Origin of the sequence: Bradyrhizobium sp. CB1717, assembly GCF_029714325.1 — a bacterium.
Classification (GTDB): domain Bacteria; phylum Pseudomonadota; class Alphaproteobacteria; order Rhizobiales; family Xanthobacteraceae; genus Bradyrhizobium.
On record NZ_CP121666.1, the window covers coordinates 3,752,597 to 3,771,354 of the forward strand.

At 64.6% G+C, this 18,758-nt stretch carries 17 protein-coding genes; 11 read left to right on the plus strand and 6 right to left on the minus strand.

The window, feature by feature from the left end:
• The first annotated feature begins 81 nt into the window (after positions 1 to 81).
• The 4 genes from QA649_RS17590 (at position 82) to flaF (ending at position 8,163) form a co-directional block, all read left to right on the plus strand.
• A complete protein-coding gene (locus QA649_RS17590) occupies positions 82 to 2,370 on the plus strand; it encodes a DUF1522 domain-containing protein (RefSeq protein WP_283025301.1) in 2,289 nt (762 codons plus the stop codon).
• A 327-nt stretch (positions 2,371 to 2,697) separates the two neighbouring features.
• Complete coding sequence (locus QA649_RS17595; RefSeq protein ID WP_283025302.1) at positions 2,698 to 4,986, plus strand: DUF1522 domain-containing protein; 2,289 nt, start codon at positions 2,698 to 2,700, stop codon at positions 4,984 to 4,986.
• 220 nt (positions 4,987 to 5,206) lie between these two features.
• Positions 5,207 to 7,498: a DUF1522 domain-containing protein gene (locus QA649_RS17600; RefSeq protein ID WP_283025303.1), complete on the plus strand. Its 2,292-nt coding sequence runs from the start codon at positions 5,207 to 5,209 to the stop codon at positions 7,496 to 7,498.
• Positions 7,499 to 7,794: 296 nt separating this feature from the next.
• Positions 7,795 to 8,163, plus strand: a complete 369-nt coding sequence (flaF, locus tag QA649_RS17605) for a flagellar biosynthesis regulator FlaF (protein ID WP_018642830.1) — start codon at positions 7,795 to 7,797, stop codon at positions 8,161 to 8,163.
• A 132-nt stretch (positions 8,164 to 8,295) separates the two neighbouring features.
• On the opposite strand, the gene QA649_RS17610 is transcribed toward flaF, so the two are convergent.
• The 4 genes from QA649_RS17610 to QA649_RS17625 all read right to left on the minus strand — a co-directional run bounded on the left by QA649_RS17610 (position 8,296) and on the right by QA649_RS17625 (position 10,825).
• Positions 8,296 to 8,658: a hypothetical protein gene (locus QA649_RS17610; RefSeq protein ID WP_018642829.1), complete on the minus strand. Its 363-nt coding sequence runs from the start codon at positions 8,656 to 8,658 to the stop codon at positions 8,296 to 8,298.
• A gap of 159 nt (positions 8,659 to 8,817) precedes the next feature.
• Entirely contained in the window at positions 8,818 to 9,315 is a 498-nt protein-coding gene (locus QA649_RS17615) for a hypothetical protein (RefSeq protein WP_260389568.1), read from the minus strand.
• Between the two features lie 11 nt (positions 9,316 to 9,326).
• The gene (gene flgJ / locus QA649_RS17620; RefSeq protein ID WP_018642827.1) at positions 9,327 to 9,701 is read right to left on the minus strand and encodes a flagellar assembly peptidoglycan hydrolase FlgJ; all 375 of its coding nucleotides are present in this window, start codon (positions 9,699 to 9,701) and stop codon (positions 9,327 to 9,329) included.
• On the minus strand, positions 9,701 to 10,825 hold the full coding sequence (locus tag QA649_RS17625; protein ID WP_026311965.1) for a flagellar basal body P-ring protein FlgI: 1,125 nt from the start codon (positions 10,823 to 10,825) through the stop codon (positions 9,701 to 9,703). Before QA649_RS17625 ends, flgJ begins: the two co-directional genes overlap by 1 nt.
• A gap of 283 nt (positions 10,826 to 11,108) precedes the next feature.
• On the opposite strand from QA649_RS17625, the gene QA649_RS17630 reads away from it, so the two are divergent.
• Both QA649_RS17630 and QA649_RS17635 read left to right on the plus strand, forming a co-directional pair.
• Positions 11,109 to 11,522: a flagellar assembly protein FliX gene (locus QA649_RS17630; RefSeq protein WP_018642825.1), complete on the plus strand. Its 414-nt coding sequence runs from the start codon at positions 11,109 to 11,111 to the stop codon at positions 11,520 to 11,522.
• 196 nt (positions 11,523 to 11,718) lie between these two features.
• Positions 11,719 to 12,651 carry a transposase gene (locus QA649_RS17635; protein ID WP_283026035.1) on the plus strand — a complete coding sequence of 311 codons (933 nt, stop codon included), beginning with the start codon at positions 11,719 to 11,721 and terminating at the stop codon, positions 12,649 to 12,651.
• A gap of 166 nt (positions 12,652 to 12,817) precedes the next feature.
• On the opposite strand, the gene QA649_RS17640 is transcribed toward QA649_RS17635, so the two are convergent.
• The gene (locus tag QA649_RS17640; RefSeq protein ID WP_211408739.1) at positions 12,818 to 13,189 is read right to left on the minus strand and encodes a helix-turn-helix domain-containing protein; all 372 of its coding nucleotides are present in this window, start codon (positions 13,187 to 13,189) and stop codon (positions 12,818 to 12,820) included.
• A gap of 158 nt (positions 13,190 to 13,347) precedes the next feature.
• Here QA649_RS17640 and QA649_RS17645 point away from each other — a divergent pair, with 158 nt between their 5' ends.
• Positions 13,348 to 13,959 carry an NAD(P)-dependent oxidoreductase gene (locus QA649_RS17645; protein ID WP_283025304.1) on the plus strand — a complete coding sequence of 204 codons (612 nt, stop codon included), beginning with the start codon at positions 13,348 to 13,350 and terminating at the stop codon, positions 13,957 to 13,959.
• Positions 13,960 to 14,175: 216 nt separating this feature from the next.
• A complete protein-coding gene (gene dksA / locus QA649_RS17650; protein WP_008554760.1) occupies positions 14,176 to 14,541 on the plus strand; it encodes an RNA polymerase-binding protein DksA in 366 nt (121 codons plus the stop codon).
• Positions 14,542 to 14,820: 279 nt separating this feature from the next.
• On the opposite strand, the gene QA649_RS17655 is transcribed toward dksA, so the two are convergent.
• Positions 14,821 to 15,219, minus strand: a complete 399-nt coding sequence (locus QA649_RS17655; protein WP_283025305.1) for a helix-turn-helix domain-containing protein — start codon at positions 15,217 to 15,219, stop codon at positions 14,821 to 14,823.
• 93 nt (positions 15,220 to 15,312) lie between these two features.
• On the opposite strand from QA649_RS17655, the gene QA649_RS17660 reads away from it, so the two are divergent.
• The 3 genes from QA649_RS17660 to QA649_RS17670 all read left to right on the plus strand — a co-directional run bounded on the left by QA649_RS17660 (position 15,313) and on the right by QA649_RS17670 (position 18,701).
• The gene (locus QA649_RS17660; RefSeq protein WP_283025306.1) at positions 15,313 to 16,341 is read left to right on the plus strand and encodes an aldehyde reductase; all 1,029 of its coding nucleotides are present in this window, start codon (positions 15,313 to 15,315) and stop codon (positions 16,339 to 16,341) included.
• Positions 16,342 to 16,426: 85 nt separating this feature from the next.
• The gene (locus QA649_RS17665) at positions 16,427 to 17,206 is read left to right on the plus strand and encodes a fumarylacetoacetate hydrolase family protein (protein ID WP_283025307.1); all 780 of its coding nucleotides are present in this window, start codon (positions 16,427 to 16,429) and stop codon (positions 17,204 to 17,206) included.
• Positions 17,207 to 17,540: 334 nt separating this feature from the next.
• Positions 17,541 to 18,701, plus strand: a complete 1,161-nt coding sequence (locus QA649_RS17670) for a PcfJ domain-containing protein (protein ID WP_283025308.1) — start codon at positions 17,541 to 17,543, stop codon at positions 18,699 to 18,701.
• The last annotated feature ends 57 nt before the right edge of the window (positions 18,702 to 18,758 follow it).

Genomic DNA, 18,758 nt, shown 5'->3' on the forward strand with positions numbered 1-18,758 from the left:
AGCCCCAAACGTTCACCGTCCCGGCCATCGATTAATCCTAATCGAAGTTTGTTGCGTTGCGTACCAGAAGGGTAACACTCAATGTCCGGTATTGTTCTCTCCTCCTCGGTTCGTCAGAACCTGCTCTCCCTCCAGTCCACCGCTGACCTTCTCGCCACCACGCAGAACCGTCTGTCGACCGGCAAGAGTGTCAATTCGGCCCTGGACAATCCCACCAACTTCTTCACTGCCCAGTCGCTCGACAACCGCGCCAGCGACATCAACAACCTGCTCGATGGCATCGCCAACGGTGTGCAGGTGCTGCAGGCTGCCAACACCGGCATCACCTCGCTGCAGAAGTTGATCGACAGCGCCAAGTCGATCGCCAACCAGGCGCTGCAGACCACCGTCGGTTACTCCACCAAGTCCAACGTCTCCACCACGATCTCGGGTGCGACGGCGGCCGACCTGCGTGGCACGACCTCCTTCGCCAGCGCGACCGCGAGCAGCAACGTCGTGTATAGCGGCGCGGCTGGCGGCACCACGGCGGCGACCGGCACCACCACGCTCGGCGCGACCATCGGCTCCTTTGCCAGCACTGGCGCAACAGCCGGTGACGGTACCACGGCGCTGTCCGGCGCCATCACCCTGATCGCCACCAACGGCACGACAGCGACCGGCCTGCTCGGCAATGCCCAGCCTGCCGACGGCGACACGCTGACCGTGAACGGCAAGACCATCACGTTCCGCAGCGGCGCGGCTCCGGCCTCGACCGCCGTTCCGACCGGTTCGGGCGTCAGCGGCAACCTCGTCACCGACGGCAACGGCAACACCACCGTCTATCTCGGCACCGCCGGTACTCCGGCTGCGACCGTCAACGATCTGTTGTCCGCGATCGACCTCGCCAGCGGCGTCAAGACGGTGTCCATCAGCTCCGGCGCTGCGACGATCTCCGTGAGTGCCAGCCAGCCCGGTGCTGCGGTCTCGACCGCTGCTGCCGGCGCCGTCACGCTGAAGAGCTCGACGGGTGCGGATCTGAGCGTCACCGGCAAGGCCGACCTGCTCAAGGCCCTCGGCCTGACGACGGCTGTGGGCGGCGGCAACGCCACCGTGAACGTCAACCGGACCACGAGCTCGGCCTCGCTGGGTGCGACCATCGCGGACGGTTCGACGCTGAACGTCGACGGTCACGTCATCACCTTCAAGAACGCGCCGATCCCGGGCTCGACCGGTGCGCCGAGCGTTCCGAGTGGTTATGGTGCGAGCGGCAATGTCCTCACCGACGGCAACGGCAACTCGACGGTCTATCTGCAGGCCGGCACGCTCAATGACGTGCTGAAGGCGATCGACCTTGCCACCGGTGTGCAGACCGCGACGATCAACGCCAACGGCACCGCGACGCTTGCGACGGCCACTGGCCAGACCAACTCGTCGATCAACGCCTCCGGCCAGCTCAAGATCTCGACCGGCGTCAATGCCGATCTGTCGGTCACCGGCACCGGCAACGCGTTGAACGTGCTCGGCCTCGCCGGCAACACCGGGACCTCGACCGCGTTCACCGCGGCTCGTACCTCCGGTGTCGGCGGCATCACCGGCAAGACCTTGACCTTCTCCTCCTTCAGCGGCGGCACGGCGGTCAACGTCACCTTCGGCGATGGCACCAACGGTACGGTCAAGACGCTCGATCAGCTGAACACGAAGCTTCAGGCCAACAACCTGACGGCGACGATCGACGCCAACGGCCTGCTGACGATCTCCACCACCAACGACTACGCGTCCTCGACCATCGGCTCGACCGCCGCAGGTGGTTCGATCGGCGGTACGCTGACCACGTCGCTCACGTTCTCGACGGCTTCCAGCCCCGTCCAGGATGCGGTTGCCCAGACCTCGCGTGCGAACCTGGTCAATCAGTACAACAACATCCTGAACCAGATCGACTCGACGGCGCAGGACTCCTCGTTCAACGGTGTCAACCTCCTGAACGGCGACCAGCTCAAGCTGGTGTTCGACGAAACCGGCAAGTCGAACCTCAGCATCACCGGCGTGACCTACAACTCGAAGGGTCTGGGCCTTGCTGCGCTGACCGGCGGTGTCGACTTCATCGACAACGCCGCCACCAACAAGGTGCTGACCAACCTGAACACCGCGTCGAGCACGCTGCGTTCGGAAGCTTCGAGCCTCGGTTCGAACCTGACGATCGTGCAGGTTCGTCAGGACTTCAACAAGAACCTGATCAACGTGCTGCAGACCGGCTCGTCCAACCTGACGCTGGCCGACACCAACGTCGAGGCGGCCAACAGCCAGGCGCTGTCGACCCGCCAGTCGATCGCGGTCTCCGCGCTGTCGCTGGCCAACCAGTCGCAGCAGAGCGTGCTGCAGCTGCTCCGCTAAGTCGCGGCTGACATCGCAAGCAAGATCAGGCGGCGGGGCTTCGGCCCCGCCGCTTTCTTTTTTGTCGCCAATCGGAAACGGAGGAGGCGGGGAGGGATCGAAAAAGTAACCAGCGGTTATGGTTAATGGAGAGTAAGCGCGCAGAATCGCCAACGATTTCAGACTGATTGCGTGGCCAGCCAACACGTCACAATGGTTTATGGTGAACCGGCGCTTATGCGGGCCATGTTCGTTTCACGCTTTGTTAGCCATGTCAGCGCACCCTGTGGCCGTCACTCGATCCAGAAGCGATCGAACGAAGACGCGTAAGCCAGAAGGGTAAGAGTCATGTCCGGTATTGTTCTCTCTGCGTCGGTTCGCCAGAACCTGCTCTCTCTCCAGTCCACCGCCGATCTTCTCGCCACCACACAGAACCGTCTGTCGACCGGCAAGAGCGTCAACTCGGCCCTGGACAATCCCACCAACTTCTTCACGGCCCAGTCGCTGGACAACCGCGCCAGCGACATCAACAACCTGCTCGATGGCATCGCCAACGGCGTGCAGGTGCTGCAGGCCGCCAACACCGGCCTGACCTCGCTGCAGAAGCTGATCGACAGCGCCAAGTCGATCGCCAATCAGGCGCTGCAGACCACCGTCGGCTACTCCACCAAGTCCAACGTCTCCACCACGATCTCGGGTGCGACGGCGGCCGACCTGCGCGGCACGACGTCCTTTGCCAGCGCGACCGCGAGCAGCAACGTGCTCTATAACGGCACGGCCGGCGGCACTACCGCGGCGAACGGCACCACCACGCTCGGCGCGACCATCGGCTCGTTTGCCAGCACCGGCACAACGGCCGGCGACGGCACCACGGCGCTGTCCGGCGCCATCACCCTGATCGCCACCAACGGCACTACCGCAACCGGTCTGGCCGGCAACGCCCAGCCCGCCGATGGCGACACGCTGACCGTGAACGGCAAGACCATCACCTTCCGTTCGGGTGCTGCTCCGGCGTCGACGGCTGTTCCGGCCGGTTCGGGCGTCAGCGGCAACCTCGTCACCGACGGCAACGGCAACACCACCGTCTATCTCGGCACCGCGGGCACCCCGACGGCGACCGTCAACGATCTGTTGTCCGCGATTGATCTTGCCAGCGGCGTCAAGACGGTATCCATCACTTCGGGTGCTGCGACGATCTCCGTGAGCGCCAGCCAGCCCGGTGCTGCGGTCTCGACCGCTGCTGCCGGCGCCGTCACGCTGAAGAGCTCGACGGGTGCAGATCTGAGCGTCACCGGCAAGGCCGACCTGCTCAAGGCCCTCGGCCTGACCACGTCCACCGGTGCAGGCAATGCCACGATCGACGTCAACCGGACCACGAGCGCGGCCTCGCTGGGTGCGACGATCGCGGACGGCGCGACGCTGAACGTCGACGGTCACGTCATCACCTTCAAGAACGCGCCGATCCCGGGCTCGACCGGTGCGCCGGTCGTTCCGAGTGGTTACGGTGTCAGCGGCAACGTCCTCACCGACGGCAACGGCAACTCGACGGTCTATCTGCAGGCCGGCACGGTCAACGACGTGTTGAAGGCGATCGACCTTGCCACCGGCGTGCAGGCCGCGACGATCAATGCCAACGGCACCGCGACGCTTGCGACCGCCACCGGCCAGTCGAACTCGACGATCAACTCGTCCGGCGCGCTGAAGCTTTCGACGGGTATCAACGCCGATCTGTCGATCACAGGCACCGGCAATGTGTTGAACGTGCTCGGCCTCGCCGGCAACACCGGCAATGCGACCGCGTTCACCGCGGCCCGCACCTCCGGCATCGGCGGCATCGCCGGCAAGACCTTGACCTTCTCCTCCTTCAACGGCGGCACGGCGGTCAACGTCACCTTCGGCGACGGCACCAACGGTACGGTCAAGACGCTCGATCAGCTCAACACCAAGCTTCAGGCCAACAACCTGGCTGCGACGATCGACGCCAACGGCCTGCTGACCATCACCGCGTCCAACGACTACGCATCCTCGACGCTCGGCTCGATTGCGGCGGGCGGCGTGATCGGCGGCACGCTCACTTCGGCGCTGACGTTCTCGACGGCTTCCAACCCCGTCCAGGATGGCGTTGCCCAGACGGCGCGTGCCAACCTGGTGTCGCAGTACAACAACATCCTGAATCAGATCGACACGACCTCGCAGGACTCCTCGTTCAACGGCGTCAACCTCTTGAACGGCGACCAGCTCAAGCTGGTGTTCGACGAGACCGGCAAGTCGAGCCTGAACATCACCGGTGTGACCTACAACTCCAAGGGTCTGGGTCTTGCAGCGCTGACCGTCGGCGTCGACTTCATCGACAACGCCGCCTCCAACCGCGTGCTGACCAATTTGAACGCCGCCTCGAGCACGCTGCGCTCGGAAGCTTCGAGCCTCGGTTCGAACCTCTCGGTGGTGCAGATCCGTCAGGACTTCAACAAGAACCTGATCAACGTGCTGCAGACCGGTTCCTCCAACCTGACGCTGGCCGACACCAACGTCGAGGCGGCGAACAGCCAGGCACTGTCGACCCGTCAGTCGATCGCGGTCTCGGCGCTGTCGCTGGCCAACACCTCGCAGCAGAGCGTGCTCCAGCTGCTCCGCTAACAAGCGGCTGAAATTACTCAATAAAATCGGGCGGCGGGGCGATTTGCCCCGCCGCCCTTTTTTGCGTCCGGAGGCGGGCAGGGGCGTTCACCGGCCATTAACCCTATCCCTTAAACCGGCGTTAACCATACTTTAAAGGACACCTCCTAAAACTGGACAAAAGCCCGCTCTCCAGACCCGCGCGGCCGATTCGTATCCGGTTCAAGAGGAAGACTCGCCAATGTCCAACATCGTTCTCTCGGCGTCAGTTCGCCAGAACCTGTTGTCGCTGCAGTCGACGGCCGACCTGCTGGCCACGACGCAGCAGCGCCTCGCGACCGGCAAGAAGGTCAACACGGCGCTCGACAATCCCACCAACTTCTTCACGGCGCAGGGGCTGGACAACCGGGCGAGCGACATCAGCAACCTGCTCGACGGCATCAACAACGGTGTGCAGGTGCTGCAGGCGGCCAACACCGGCATCACCTCGCTGCAGAAGCTGATCGACAGCGCCAAGTCGATCGCCAACCAGGCGCTGCAGACCACGGTCGGCTACTCCACCAAGTCGAACGTCTCCACCACGATTCCCGGCGCGACGCCCGCCGACCTGCGCGGCACGACCTCCTATGCGAGCGCGACCGCCAAGAGCAACGTGCTCTATACCGGCGCCCCCGGAGGCGTCACCCCGGTGACCGGCACCGCCGCGCTCGGCGCCTCGCTGGGCTCGAGCGCAGGCACCTTTACCGGCACGGCAGTGACCGCCGTCGACGGTACCACTGCGCTGTCCGGAACCGCCACGCTGCTCGGCACCACGGCATCCACCACCTTCGGCACGCCGCCGGCGGACGGTGACACCATCACCGTGAACGGCAAGACCATCACCTTCCGCACCGGCATTGCTCCGGGTACGCAGCCGACCGGCTGGGGCCTCGATGCCAGCGGGCACATCGCCACCGACGGCAACGGCAATTCGATCGTCTATGAGGGAACGCCGACTGCGCCCGGCGCGACCATCAACGACGTCCTCAGCGCGATCGACCTCGCCAGCGGCGTCAAGACCGCCACCATCAGCGCGAGCGCGGCGACCATCGCCGTCAGCGGCGCGGCCGGTCCTGTCGGCACGCTTCAGGTGGCATCTTCCATCACGGCGGGCGCGGTTACTCTGAAGAGCTCGACCGGTGCCGATCTGAGCGTGACGGGCAAGGCCGACTTCCTCAACAAGCTTGGCCTGACGTCGGCGACCGGCGCCGGCAACGCCAACGTGACCGCAAACCGGTCGACGACCGCCGGCTCGCTGGGCAGTCTCGTTCAAGACGGTTCGACGCTGAACATCGACGGCCACACCATCACCTTCAAGAACGCGCAGACGCCGCAATCGGCGGCAAGCGTGGCCACTGGCTACGGCGTCAGCGGCAACGTCGTCACCGACGGCAACGGCAACTCGACGGTCTACATCCAGAGCGCCACGCTCACCGATCTGCTCAACTCGATCGACCTTGCCACCGGCGTCAAGACCGCGAGCATCTTCAATGGCGCAGCGACGCTGACGACGACCTCGGGCCAGATCCCGTCGTCGGTCAACAGCAGCGGCCAGCTTGCGCTCTCCACTGGCATCAACGCCGACCTCTCGATCACCGGCACCGGCAATGCACTCAGCGCGTTCGGCCTCAGCGGCAACACGGGAACGGCGACCGCCTTCACCGCGGCGCGCACCTCGGGCGTCGGCGGCATCAGCGGCAAGACGCTGACCTTCACCTCCTTCAACGGCGGCACGCCGGTGAACGTCACCTTCGGGGACGGCACCAACGGCACGGTCAAGACGCTCGATCAGCTCAACGCGCAGCTTCAGGCCAACCACCTGACGGCGACGATCGACGCCAACGGCGTGCTCACGGTGACGACCGTCAACGAATACGCCTCCTCGACGCTCGGCTCGACGACTGCGGGCGGCACCGTCGGCGGCACGATCACCGGTGTTCTGGCCTTCACCACGGCACAGCCGCCGGTCCAGGATCCCGTCGCGCAGACCGCACGCTCCAACCTGGTCAACCAGTTCAACAACATCCTGGCGCAGATCGACACGACGTCGCAGGACTCGTCCTTCAACGGCGTCAACCTGCTCAACGGCGATACGCTGAAGCTCGTCTTCAACGAGACCGGCAGCTCGACGCTCAGCATCAACGGCGTGGTATTCAACGCGGCCGGCCTCGGCCTCAGCAACCTCGTCAACGGCGTCGACTTCATCGACAACGGCGCCACCAACAAGGTGCTGGCAAGCCTCAATGCCGCCTCGAGCAGGCTGCGCTCCGAAGGCTCCTCGCTCGGTTCGAACCTCTCGATCGTGCAGGTGCGTCAGGACTTCTCCAAGAACCTGATCAACGTGCTGCAGACCGGCTCGTCCAACCTGACGCTCGCCGACACCAACGAGGAAGCGGCCAACAGCCAGGCGCTGTCGACCCGCCAGTCGATCGCGGTCTCCGCGCTGTCGCTGGCCAACCAGTCGCAGCAGAGCGTGCTGCAGCTGCTCCGCTAGTTTCGCAGCGCAAGATCACTGATGAGGATAGCGCGGCGGAGCTAACGCTCCGCCGTTCTTTTGAGGGAGATCGCTAAGACAAGATTAGCTGAGATCGACGCGCATCACGCGAAGCGAGTTTACATCGCGCGTGCGTGCATCTAGCGTTTGCGCTGACGAAGAAACTCCGCGACCCGTAATAATCCGGAGTGCTTCCAAGCACACACGTAAGCAAATCTTAAGCGGTGCTGCCTAGGGTTGGGAAAGAAATCCTTAAGCGCGTTCAACGGGCTAGGTAAACTTCCAGGGTGTGATTGATGTCGAATTCCGCTGCCTCGGCTTATGCGCGTGTCGCAACGACCACCGCATCTCCTCGCGACATCGAGGCGCAGACTCTGCTCAAGGCCGCCAACAAGCTCCAGGATGCGGTGAACAATGCCGATCCGCTCAGTGAGCAGACGATGCAGGCGCTGATGTTCAATCGCAAGCTCTGGACGATCTTCCTGAGCGAAGCCATGCGCGACAGCAATCCGCAGCCGATCGACGTCCGGCAGAAGATCGCCAACATCAGCGTGTTCGTTTTGAGCCAGACCGCGGCGCTGCAGATGAGCCCGCAGTTCGATCACTTCCGTCCGCTGATCGAGATCAACCGGAACATCGCTGCGGGTCTGTCCGGCCGTCCGTGATGAGGCCTGTCACGGCCGACATCGCGAGCGGCTCGTCGACAGCATATTGATCCAGCATCGGGATTTCGCGCGCAGCTTCGCCAGGAGCGCGCCGGTGCATCCAACACCGTGACCATGCTCGACACCTGATCGTCAGGCGCTGAGGTCCGTGTTCAGCGGACGCGAGGGCTTGGACTTCAGGTCCTCTGCATGGAAATAGGCGCGCCGGCGCAGCATCGCTTCGTCGGGGAACTGGTTGACCACCGCGTCGGTCTTGTCGTTGACCACCTGGAAAACGAAGGATGCGGCTGCCTGGTCGAACACGACCTGTCGCGAGATGTTTTCGTTGTTGTTCGGCAGATCATTGCGGACGGGGGCGCTGGTATCGCTCGCGGCGACCGTCTGGCTCACGGGCAAATCGGTTTGCACGGCATCGACCGCCGCCGAATTCGACGTCGTTATGATCTGCACGGGGGCCGGTATCCCCACCGGCCTAATGCTGAAATCTGTACTCATGGCAGCCTCCTGGTTGCCTTACGTGAGTCAAATCCCAACCCCTCTCAATACGCAACCATGGAACACCAGGACTGAAGACCCGGTAACGAAACGTGCCTAATCACGCGACGACAACGCCACGCGGTTTTTCGTAAAATTGTAGCCGGTTTTTTCGTCCGCTCAGAGCGAGCGGCTGACCGCGAGTGGAGTGATGTGGCGCGGGCCGGGAGCAGCGCGACGCCCGGCGGCAGTATAGGTATTCGGTACGTTGCGCTTCTGGATCTCGGCGTTGACGCCGCGCACGACGCTCTCGGAGACCGCATGCGCGGTCGCCAGCACGGTGAGGTTGACCTGAAGCATCGCGCGGAACGCATCGTGGTGCCGATGCAGCGTCGAGAGCAGCTCGGGCGCGGATTTCGCAAGCTGGGCTTGGTTCGCCTTGAGCTGGCTGACGGCGCCGACATAGTTGCGCGACAGCTCCTGCTTTCTGCCCTCCAGGGTCATGGCCTCGCGGACCTGTCCGGCCCGCACCAGCTCGGTCTCGCGCTCGATCAGGCTGAGCAGGGCGCTCATTGCGTCCATCAGGTCTTCTGCGAGCTTGCGCGCCTCGGCGCTGGCGGGCGCGTTGTTCGGGCGCTGCGCTTGCATCGGCTGACGTGAGGCGTTGAACTGGTTCATCTCGTTGGACCTTATGCCGTACGGAGAGTGGTTTTCGCCTGCTGGATGATCAGGGTGCGATAGACGTCACGGGCGACACCGACGCCACCCGCATTGGCGAAGTTCTTGGAATATTGCTCGGTCAGCATCGAGCGCCATACGCCGGTACCGGGCGTGCTGCCGAACGGGCCATCGCCCTTCAGGCCCGAGGTCATCTGCGAGAACATGCTGTTGAGGAACATCGCCTCGAAGTCTGTGGCGGTCTTCTGCGACTTGGCCTGTTGCTGCGGCGAGACCTTTTGCAGGGCCGCGGCGAGCTCGAAATCGGGCCGGCCGTTGCGGCTCTCGACCGAGAAGGTCGGGGAGTACGTCGTGAGGTGCGGAGTGTTGATTGTGCTCGTCTGCATCACATCACCTCGATGTCGGCTTCGATCGCCCCGGCAGCCTTGATCGCCTGGAGGATGCTGATCATGTCGCGGGGGCCGATGCCGAGGCCGTTGAGGCCGTCGACGAGCTGCTGGAGCGAGACGCCGTCCTTGACCAGCGCCAGCTTCTTGCCGTCCTCGACGACGCTGACGCTGCTGCGCGGCGCGACCACGGTGCGGCCGCGCGACAGCGGGTTGGGCTGGCTCACCTGCGGGCTCTCGGAGATCGTGACGGTGAGGTTGCCCTGGGCGACCGCAACGGTGGCGACGCGAACGTCGCGGCCCATCACGATGATGCCGCTGCGTTCGTCGATGATGATCTTGGCGGCCAGATCAGGGTCGACCTGGAGCTGCTCGATCTCGGTGAGGAAGGCGACGACGTTGCCCTTGAACTCCGGCGGGATCGAAAGCTGAACCGTCGAGGGATCGATCGGCTCGGCCGTCTTGACGCCGAGATAGTCGTTGACCGCCGCCGCAATGCGCTTGGCAGTGGTGAAGTCGGCGTTGCGCAGCGCCAGGCGCACGTTCGGCAGCCGATTGAGCGCAAACTCGATCTCGCGCTCGATGATGGCGCCGTTGGCGATGCGCCCCACGGTCGGTACGCCGCGCACGATCTTGGCAGCCTCGCCCTCGGCCTGGAAGCCGGAGATCGCGAGCGAGCCCTGCGCCACCGCGTAGACATTGCCGTCGGCGCCGAGGAGGGGGGTGACGAGCAGGGTGCCGCCCTGCAGGTTCTTGGCATCGCCGAGCGCGGACACCGTGACGTCCATGCGCGTGCCCTGGGTGGCGAAGGCCGGCAGATTGCCCGTCACCATCACGGCGGCGACGTTGCCGGTGCGGATGGTGGCGCCGCGGATGTTGACGCCCATGCGCTCGAGCATCGCTTGCAGCGACTGCTTGGTGAAGGGGATGTTGTTGAGCGTGTCGCCGGTGCCGTTGAGGCCGACGACGAGGCCGTAGCCGATGAGCTGGTTCTGCCGCACGCCTTCGATATTGGCGAGGTCCTTGATGCGCGAGGTCGCAGCAGCCGACGTGACCGACAACGCCAGCGCTGACAGCGCGGCGCAGGCCACTCCAACAATCCTCACCCAACGAACGCCTGGCATCCTCTGCTCCCCAAGGCTTCCAAAGAGCCTCCTCAAATCGACAAGACCTGCACGACACTCCCATGACGAGCTGGTCCGGCGCTTTCCTTGCGAGCGCTGTGCCAACGTGGGGCAGAGGGATTAGGCGGTTGAATAGGTTGAATAAATCTGTTTCGACCGGTATCAGCGGGCGTTCGCCTTCAGGAGCGAAACTGCCGCCTGTCGGCAGATTTTGCCGGGCTGTTTACGCGTCGTTAACCATAAAACGGCGAATGTGGCGCATCGATCACCCGGATTGCTTCCGATGCGCATCTACGGACCGAACGGCACCACGCTTGGAACGCCGGCCAGCCAGGCCAGACGGACCGGCTCCGGTACCTTCGTGCTGCCCGACACCTCGTCGGCGCAGGAGACGCGGAGCGCTGCCGCACCGAAGGCCGCCGCCAACATCGACGCACTGCTCGCGCTGCAAGGTGTCGAGGAGGATCCGGTCGAGCGCCGCAAGCGCTCGGTCGCCCGCGGCAGGACCGCGCTCGACGTGCTCGACGAGCTCAAGATGGGGCTGTTGTCCGGCAATCTCGACGCCTCGACCGTGATGCGGCTGCGCGACGCCGCGGCGAACCTGAAATCGTCCTCGGGCGATCCCGGACTGGATTCCGTGCTCTCGGAGATCGAGCTGCGCGTCGAGGTGGAGCTGGCGAAGGCGGGGCAGGCGTAGTCACGTTATCCGTCACCCTTGTAAGTTTCGACTCACTGGATCGGATAGAGTGTCCGGTGCGGTAGCGGACGGGAGACCGCCTCATCCCAGGGCTTTGAAGCCCGAGCCTCAGCGCGGCGCCCCGTCCGTTGTTCCATTGAACCCGAACAGTCGCGAGGGCCGCCTGGCGAGCCCGATTGCGCAAGGATGGGTGCAGATGGACGCGATCTATATTGGCATTGATGTATCGAAGGACCGGCTGGACGTGCATTTGCGTCCGAGCGGGGAAGCCTTTGCCGTGGCGCGTGACGGCAAAGGCTTGGAAGACCTTGTTGCTCGTCTGCAGGCCTGTTCGCCAACGCTGATTGCAGTGGAAGCGACGGGCGGCTTCGAGACCATTGTCGCGGCGGCGCTGGCCGGCGCCCAACTGCCGCTGGTGGTGGTCAATCCGGCCCAAATCCGGCACTTCGCGCAGGCCGTTGGCCAGCGCGCCAAGACCGATCCGATCGATGCGGCAGTCATCGCGCGGTTTGTCGAGGCGGTGAAGCCGACGCCGCGTGCCATGCCAGATCAGGAAGCCCGGCTGCTGGCCGAACTGGTCAGCCGCCGACGGCAGATCATCGAGATGATCGTTGCCGAGCGCCAGCGCGAGAAGCGGGCCGAGAATGTCCGCGTTCGCAAGAGCCTTGCCCGCCACATCAAGGTCCTCGAGAAGGAGCTGCTGGAGATCGACAACGACATCGACACGCTGGTGCGCGGTTCGCCGGTCTGGCGCGCCAAGGAGGAGTTGCTGGTGAGCTTTCCGGGTGTAAGCAACACGCTCGCCCGCACCTTCCTGGCCGAGGTGCCCGAGCTCGGCACCCTCAATCGGCGCCAGATCGCAAGCCTCGCCGGCCTTGCTCCGTTCACCCGCCAATCCGGCCGCTGGAAGGGCAAGAGCATGATCGGCGGCGGGCGAGCCGCACTGCGCGCCGGGCTCTACATGGCCGCTCTCTCGGCCAGCCGACACCATCCGCAGCTCAAGCTCTTCTATCAACGCCTGCTGATCGCCGGGAAGCCGAAGATGGTGGCCCTCATCGCCGTCGCTCGCAAAGTCCTCACCATCCTCAACGCCATGCTCAGGGACCAAAAACAATGGCAACCCGCTTGACGAAGAACACAGTCGCTGAGGCTCCGGAGCGAAGCGGAGGCCTCGAAGGGCGACGGCCCCGCTGAAGTATCTCGGCCGTGCATCCTTCGAGGCTCCCAGCGCGGCCCTTTGCTCCGCGCTGCTCGCACCTCAGGATGACGGGTCTTCGGTCAGTCCACTTCACATCCTACGCCGCCTCCTCCTTCTGTTGCGCGTCGTAGCGGCGCTGGGCGGCGAGCACGTCTTTCAGATTTTGTTCGGCCCAATCGCGCAGGGGATCGACGGCGGCGGCGAGCGTCAGCCCGAGCTGCGTGATCGAATACTCGACCGTCACAGGCACGGTTGCGATGGCGCGGCGTTTGATTAGCCCGTCGCGTTCGAGCGACTTGAGAACCTGGCTCAGCATCTTCTGCGAAATGCCTTCAATCGTGCGGCGCAACTGATTGAAGCGCATCGGCTCTTCGCGCAGCAGCAAGAGGATCAGCACCGCCCATTTGTCGCCGACGCGGTCGAGTATCTGGCGCGTGGGGCAATTCGCTGCATAGACGTCGGGCTTCATCGTCGGGGTCCTCGATCCATTCCGGACGCCTGCGCGCGCCGGTTCGTTGTGCCGGTTACTCCAGCGTAATCAGGTAAGCACAAAGTGCTCTCTTAACACCAGCATTCTTTGCGATATCTAGTCACCGTTAGTTACCACAGAAGCAAAGGAGCCTTCCAATGAAAATCGCAGTCGCCGGCGCCTCGGGCCGGGCAGGGTCGGAGATCACCAAGGAGCTGTCGCGTCGCGGTCATAGCGTGACCGCCATTGCCCGGAACCCGGAGAAGATCGCGGCCCTGCCGAACGTCACGCCGACCAAGGGTGACGTGCTCGACCAGGCTGGCTTGACCAAGCTGTGGGCCGGCCACGACGTCGCCGTGAGTTCCGTGCACTTCCTGGCCAGCGATCCGCAGAAGCTGATCGGCGCCGCCAAGGCGTCGGGCGTGGGCCGTTATCTCGTGGTCGGCGGAGCCGGCAGCCTCGAGGTCGCCCCGGGCGTGAAACTGGTCACGACTCCCAATTTCCCGGCCCAGTATAAGGCCGAAGCCGAGGCAGGCTCCGCCTTCCTGGATCTGCTGCGGCAGGAAAAGGACCTGAACTGGACCTTCATCTCGCCCTCGGCGCTGTTCATCGAGGGGGAACGCACCGGCAAGTTCCGGCTCGGGACCGACCAGCTTCTCGCAGATGCGAACGGCAAGAGCTGGATCAGCTTCGCCGACTACGCCATCGCGCTCGCTGACGAGATCGAGCGGCCGGCCCATCAAAAGCAGCGCTTCACGGTCGGATATTAGGCCTCCGGCCGCGCCCCGGGTCCTCCAGGATAAACCTTCCTGTGCAAGGGCTTGGGGCGGGCAGCCGGGCGATGAGGACAATATTGTCTGTCACAGGAGGCCGCTATATAACGCCCCGCTCAACGGACCCCGTTCCGTTTGCGAGTCGTTGCTTAGACAGATAGGCCGCCCTTGGAAAAGTTGAAAAACTACCGACCGACCGAAAAAGAGCCTTTCATGAACGACCGGCAGAAGGAGTACTTCCGTTTGAAGCTCCTCGCCTGGAAGGATGAGATCCTCAAAGAGTCCAAGCTCACCCTGCAAGCCCTGCAGGAGGAGAACGTGAACCACCCCGATCTTGCCGATCGGGCATCGTCCGAAACCGACCGCGCCATCGAACTCCGCGCCCGCGACCGCCAGCGCAAGTTGATCGCCAAGATCGACGCAGCGCTCCAGCGCATCGAGGACAACACCTACGGGTATTGCGAGGACACCGGCGAGCCGATCTCGTTGAAGCGGCTCGAAGCCCGGCCCATCGCGACGCTCTCGGTGGAAGCGCAGGAGCGCCACGAGAAACGCGAGAAGGTCTATCGCGACGAATAAGTCCGAGCCGCAGCGATGCGGCTCTTTGTTTTTGGACGCAAGGCGCCATTTCGCGCCGTGCTCGGCATTTTGCCTGTCGCCTGCCGCCGCGCGCATCCGCGCGAGCGCAATCGCGAAAAGTGAATCGCGATCAATGGGCTGGACTCGATTCCTCCGAGATCACGTGAGTTCGGATGAGAAACAGCCTTCACTTCAGGTGCGGAAGATTTTGCGAGTCGCATCAACGAGATCGGCTCGGATGCTGAACGGCCGATCCAGCAGCATCAAGCAACGCTGCAATCAGGCTTCTTGCGACGCCGCGAGGCGTGCGTCCCCATAAAGCCTCGACCAGCTCAATATTTCCTTAAATGCCGGCAACAGGCCGTAGGCCGCGTCCGTCAGCTCGTACTCGACCCTTAGGGGTTTCTCCGCAAAGGCGGTTCGGGACACCAGCCCGTCCTGCTCGAGCTCGCGCAGTTGCGTGGTCAGCATGTGCTGGGTGATGCCGCCGATCGCGCGCCGCAACGCGCCGAAGCGGACCGCGCCGTTCATCAGCGCGAACAGGATCTCCAGTTTCCACTTGCCGCCGAGCGCATGGATGGCGCGCTTGAAGTCGGCGAGCAGGGCAGGGTCGGGGCTGCAATCGCAGTCGCCGTCGCAAGGGCTGGTCAGGTTTTCCATACCGGTCTCGAAATCCATTCTACTTGTCCCCGGTGAGATAGTGACCAGATGCGGCCTTGAGCAGGGTGGCGGAACTTATTCGCTCGCCTTGGGTAACGAGGGAATTTTTCAATGAGCACTGTGCTGGTCACCGGCGGGTCGGGCTTCGTCGGCATCCATGTCATCCTGCAGCTTCTGGCCGCCGGCCACACGGTGCGGACGACGGTGCGGCGGCCGGATCGGCGTGACGACGTGCTGGCCATGTTGCGCGAGGGCGGGGCGGCTGCGCCGGAGGGCCTCGCCCTCTTCACCGCCGACCTGACCCGGGATGACGGCTGGCAGGAGGCGACCACGGGCTGCGACTACGTGCTCCATGTCGCCTCGCCCCTGTCGACCAGTGTTCCCAAGGACGAGAACGAAATGATCATTCCGGCCCGGGACGGAACGCTCCGGGTGCTCCGGGCCGCGCGCGAGGCCGGCGTCAAACGGGTCGTCATCACCTCGTCGCTGGGCGCGATCGGCTACGGCCACCCGCCGCGCGAAAAACCGTTCGACGAGACCGACTGGACCAATCTCACAGGCAGTGACGTGCAGCCCTACATCAAGTCCAAGACGCTGGCCGAGCGGGCGGCCTGGGATTTTGTCGCGCGCGAGGGCGGCGGGCTCGAGCTGTCGGTGGTCAATCCCGCCGGCATTTTCGGTCCCGTGCTGGGGCCGGACTTCTCCGGCTCGATCGAGATCGTCAAATCGCTGCTCGACGGTGCCATGCCGGCGGTGCCGCGGGTCTATTTCGGCGTAGTGGATGTCCGCGATGTCGCAGACCTACACTTGCGGGCGATGACCGCGCCGCAGGCCAAGGACGAGCGCTTCATCGCGGTGTCCGGAGAAACGATGTCGATTCTCGACATCGGCAAGGTGCTGCGGCGGGAACTGGGGCCGGCGGCGCGCCGGGTTCCACGGCTCCAGGCTCCGGACTGGGTGGTGCGGCTGGCCGCGAACCGGATTCCGCTGCTGCGCGCGGTCGTGCCGATGCTCGGCAGGGTGCGGCATTCCACCAGCGCCAAGGCGCGGTCGCTGCTCGGCTGGCAGGCGCGGTCCAATGAGGAGGCGATCCTTGCGACCGCCGAGAGCCTGATCCGGCTTGGCCTCGTCAAGCCGTGAGGCTGCCCGCCGCCCGCGCTTGTCAGGCCGGAGCGGGGATGCTGAAGTGCCGCCCTCGATTTGCGTAGCGTGGGAGGCGGCGCCAATGGACAACATTCTCGAAGCCGCAAAGGCGATCGCGCTGGCGCGCCGCAACCATGCGCCGCTTGCGGCCCTCGAGGTTCCCCCGGCCGACGAGGCCGAAGGCTACCAGGTCCAGCGCGCGCTGCACGATCTCCTGCTGCCGCATGTCGGGCCGCTCGTCGGCTACAAGATCGGCTGCACCAGCCAGGTGATGCAGGAGTATATCGGCATCCCCCATCCCTGCGGCGGCGGCGTGTTCCAGAAGAGCGTGCACGACAGCGGTGCGAAGCTCCAGGCCTCCAAATATGTCCGCGTCGGCGTCGAGTGCGAGATCGCGGTGCGGCTCAAGCGCGACCTTGCCGCCGGCGAGGCGCCGTTCACGGCCGAATGGGTCGGTGAGGCGGTCGAGTCCTACCATCCCGCGATCGAGATCGTCGACGATCGCTACGTGAAATGGGAGACGATGGGCGCGCCGACGCTGATCGCCGACGACTTCTTCGCCGCCGGTTGCGTGCTGGGCCCGTCCGTGCCGCGCTCGTCGGTGCCGGACCTGAGATCGGTCAAGGGCCGCGCCATCGTCAACGGCGAGGAGGTCAGCCACGGCACCGGCGCCGACGTGCTCGGCCATCCCCACAATGCACTCGCCTGGCTCGCCAATCATCTCGCCGCGGAAGGCAAGGCGCTGCATGCGGGGCAGCTGGTTCTCACCGGAAGCCTCGTGAAGACGCTGTGGCTGAAGGCCGGCGACAAGGTGCGGATGGAGCTGGACGGGCTGGGCGTGGTGGAGGCGGAGTTCAAGTAGTGCTCACTCCGCGGCGTCATTGCGAGCGTAGCGAAGCAATCCAGAATCTTTCCGCGGAGGAAGTCTGGATTGCTTCGCTGCGCTCGCAATGACGGAATGTGTGGTGGCGGCGTTGCAAGAATGTCGCGGACCCGCCCCGCCGTTTGCAGTTTCTGAATTTCAGACAGGACGCATCTTGCGCCCGCCGGGGATCGGGTATATGAGCCCCGTCCCATTCAACCTGCGCGTTCAACAATGAGGAGACCAGCTGTGAGTACTTTGTGGCGATCGACACGCTCCGTGCCGACGCTCTCAGTGCGTCCGGCTGACAGTCATCCAATCATGTTGAACGACAATGGCACATTCGTTGATTCAGCGCCGGCAGGAGGCCGAGCGCGCGCGGGTTGAAGCCTACGAGCTTTCGCTGCGGCATGTGTCGCAGCGGACGCGTCCTCCACCGGATTTCGAGAATGCGATCAAAGAGGCCAGGCGTGGCTTCGAGGCCGACGTCGTGCGCGACGCTTCGGCCTGGAAGCCGCGGCTGAAGACGCGCGACGTCGCGCGTCTTCGTCTTGGTGCCGCCCGCTATCTCTTCGCGCGCTATCCTGTCGCAGAACATCTGGAGCAGATCTGGATCGACGGCGCGGGACTGGGCATCCACGAGATCGTGTTGCGCAAGCGCTGGTACATCGTGGCGGCCAGTGGTGGTTCGCTCTACGCTGCCGGTGCGGCCGAATGGCTGTCTCGCAAGGAGGTCCACGCGTTCCTCAATCCCTTGGGGAAGGTCGGCTTCGAGGCCGCGATCTGGCAGGCGATCGCGCGAACCTATGCGAGCGATCCCGGCGTTGCGATGCAGATCGCACGCTCCAGGATCACGCAGACGCCCCGTGCCGAGCATGGCTTCTGGCGTGAGGTGGTGCGCTTTTTCTGCGCGCATCCCACCACGGTCGAGGAGATGGACGATCTCCGCGATTACCTCGCCGCTTGCTATCGGCGCGATCCGGAGTTCAGCCTCAAGGGGCGCTCGCTGGCCTCGCTCGGCCGGCTGATGCGCGAGTGGCATCACGATCTCGAAGAGATCGCCCGCATCGAGGCTGCGCGCCGTCGCGCGGAGGCTGCGCAGAACCGTGCGCACCGATCGGCAACGGGTCCCGTCGATGACAGCTGGCCGGGCGCGGCGATCGCGGACTGGTCATGGAGCCCGTCGTCCAAGGTTCGAGGCAGGCGGGAGGACTACGTCGTGGTTCAACTGCGTACCGCAGCCGATCTCGTGGCTGAGACGCGGAGCATGCGCCATTGCGTTGCCACCTACGCGTCCAAATGCATCGCCGGGCATGCGTCGATCTGGTCGCTGCGCCGCCGCGCCGCAGGCGCTCCAGATCGGCTGTTGACCATCGAGCTGGATCGTCGTGCGCGCGCGGTCCAGGTTCGTGGGTTCGCGAACCGTGTACCGCATCCCGAGGAGTGCAAGATCCTCGAGCGGTGGGCGCAAGCACGCGGGATCGAGCTGCTCTAAAAGAAGCCTGCGCCGCTATGGCGGCGCAGGCAAAATACATGCGGCCTCCGGCAGGGG

Excerpts from the sequence above, each read along its gene's own strand:
- QA649_RS17590 (WP_283025301.1), top strand. The coding sequence starts at position 82 with ATGTCCGGTATTGTTCTCTCCTCCTCGGTTCGTCAGAACCTGCTCTCC.
- QA649_RS17595 (WP_283025302.1), top strand. The coding sequence starts at position 2,698 with ATGTCCGGTATTGTTCTCTCTGCGTCGGTTCGCCAGAACCTGCTCTCT.
- QA649_RS17600 (WP_283025303.1), top strand. The coding sequence starts at position 5,207 with ATGTCCAACATCGTTCTCTCGGCGTCAGTTCGCCAGAACCTGTTGTCG.
- flaF (WP_018642830.1), top strand. The coding sequence starts at position 7,795 with ATGTCGAATTCCGCTGCCTCGGCTTATGCGCGTGTCGCAACGACCACC.
- QA649_RS17610 (WP_018642829.1), bottom strand. The coding sequence starts at position 8,658 with ATGAGTACAGATTTCAGCATTAGGCCGGTGGGGATACCGGCCCCCGTG.
- QA649_RS17615 (WP_260389568.1), bottom strand. The coding sequence starts at position 9,315 with ATGAACCAGTTCAACGCCTCACGTCAGCCGATGCAAGCGCAGCGCCCG.
- flgJ (WP_018642827.1), bottom strand. The coding sequence starts at position 9,701 with ATGCAGACGAGCACAATCAACACTCCGCACCTCACGACGTACTCCCCG.
- QA649_RS17625 (WP_026311965.1), bottom strand. The coding sequence starts at position 10,825 with ATGCCAGGCGTTCGTTGGGTGAGGATTGTTGGAGTGGCCTGCGCCGCG.
- QA649_RS17630 (WP_018642825.1), top strand. The coding sequence starts at position 11,109 with ATGCGCATCTACGGACCGAACGGCACCACGCTTGGAACGCCGGCCAGC.
- QA649_RS17635 (WP_283026035.1), top strand. The coding sequence starts at position 11,719 with ATGGACGCGATCTATATTGGCATTGATGTATCGAAGGACCGGCTGGAC.
- QA649_RS17640 (WP_211408739.1), bottom strand. The coding sequence starts at position 13,189 with ATGAAGCCCGACGTCTATGCAGCGAATTGCCCCACGCGCCAGATACTC.
- QA649_RS17645 (WP_283025304.1), top strand. The coding sequence starts at position 13,348 with ATGAAAATCGCAGTCGCCGGCGCCTCGGGCCGGGCAGGGTCGGAGATC.
- dksA (WP_008554760.1), top strand. The coding sequence starts at position 14,176 with ATGAACGACCGGCAGAAGGAGTACTTCCGTTTGAAGCTCCTCGCCTGG.
- QA649_RS17655 (WP_283025305.1), bottom strand. The coding sequence starts at position 15,219 with ATGGATTTCGAGACCGGTATGGAAAACCTGACCAGCCCTTGCGACGGC.
- QA649_RS17660 (WP_283025306.1), top strand. The coding sequence starts at position 15,313 with ATGAGCACTGTGCTGGTCACCGGCGGGTCGGGCTTCGTCGGCATCCAT.
- QA649_RS17665 (WP_283025307.1), top strand. The coding sequence starts at position 16,427 with ATGGACAACATTCTCGAAGCCGCAAAGGCGATCGCGCTGGCGCGCCGC.
- QA649_RS17670 (WP_283025308.1), top strand. The coding sequence starts at position 17,541 with ATGGCACATTCGTTGATTCAGCGCCGGCAGGAGGCCGAGCGCGCGCGG.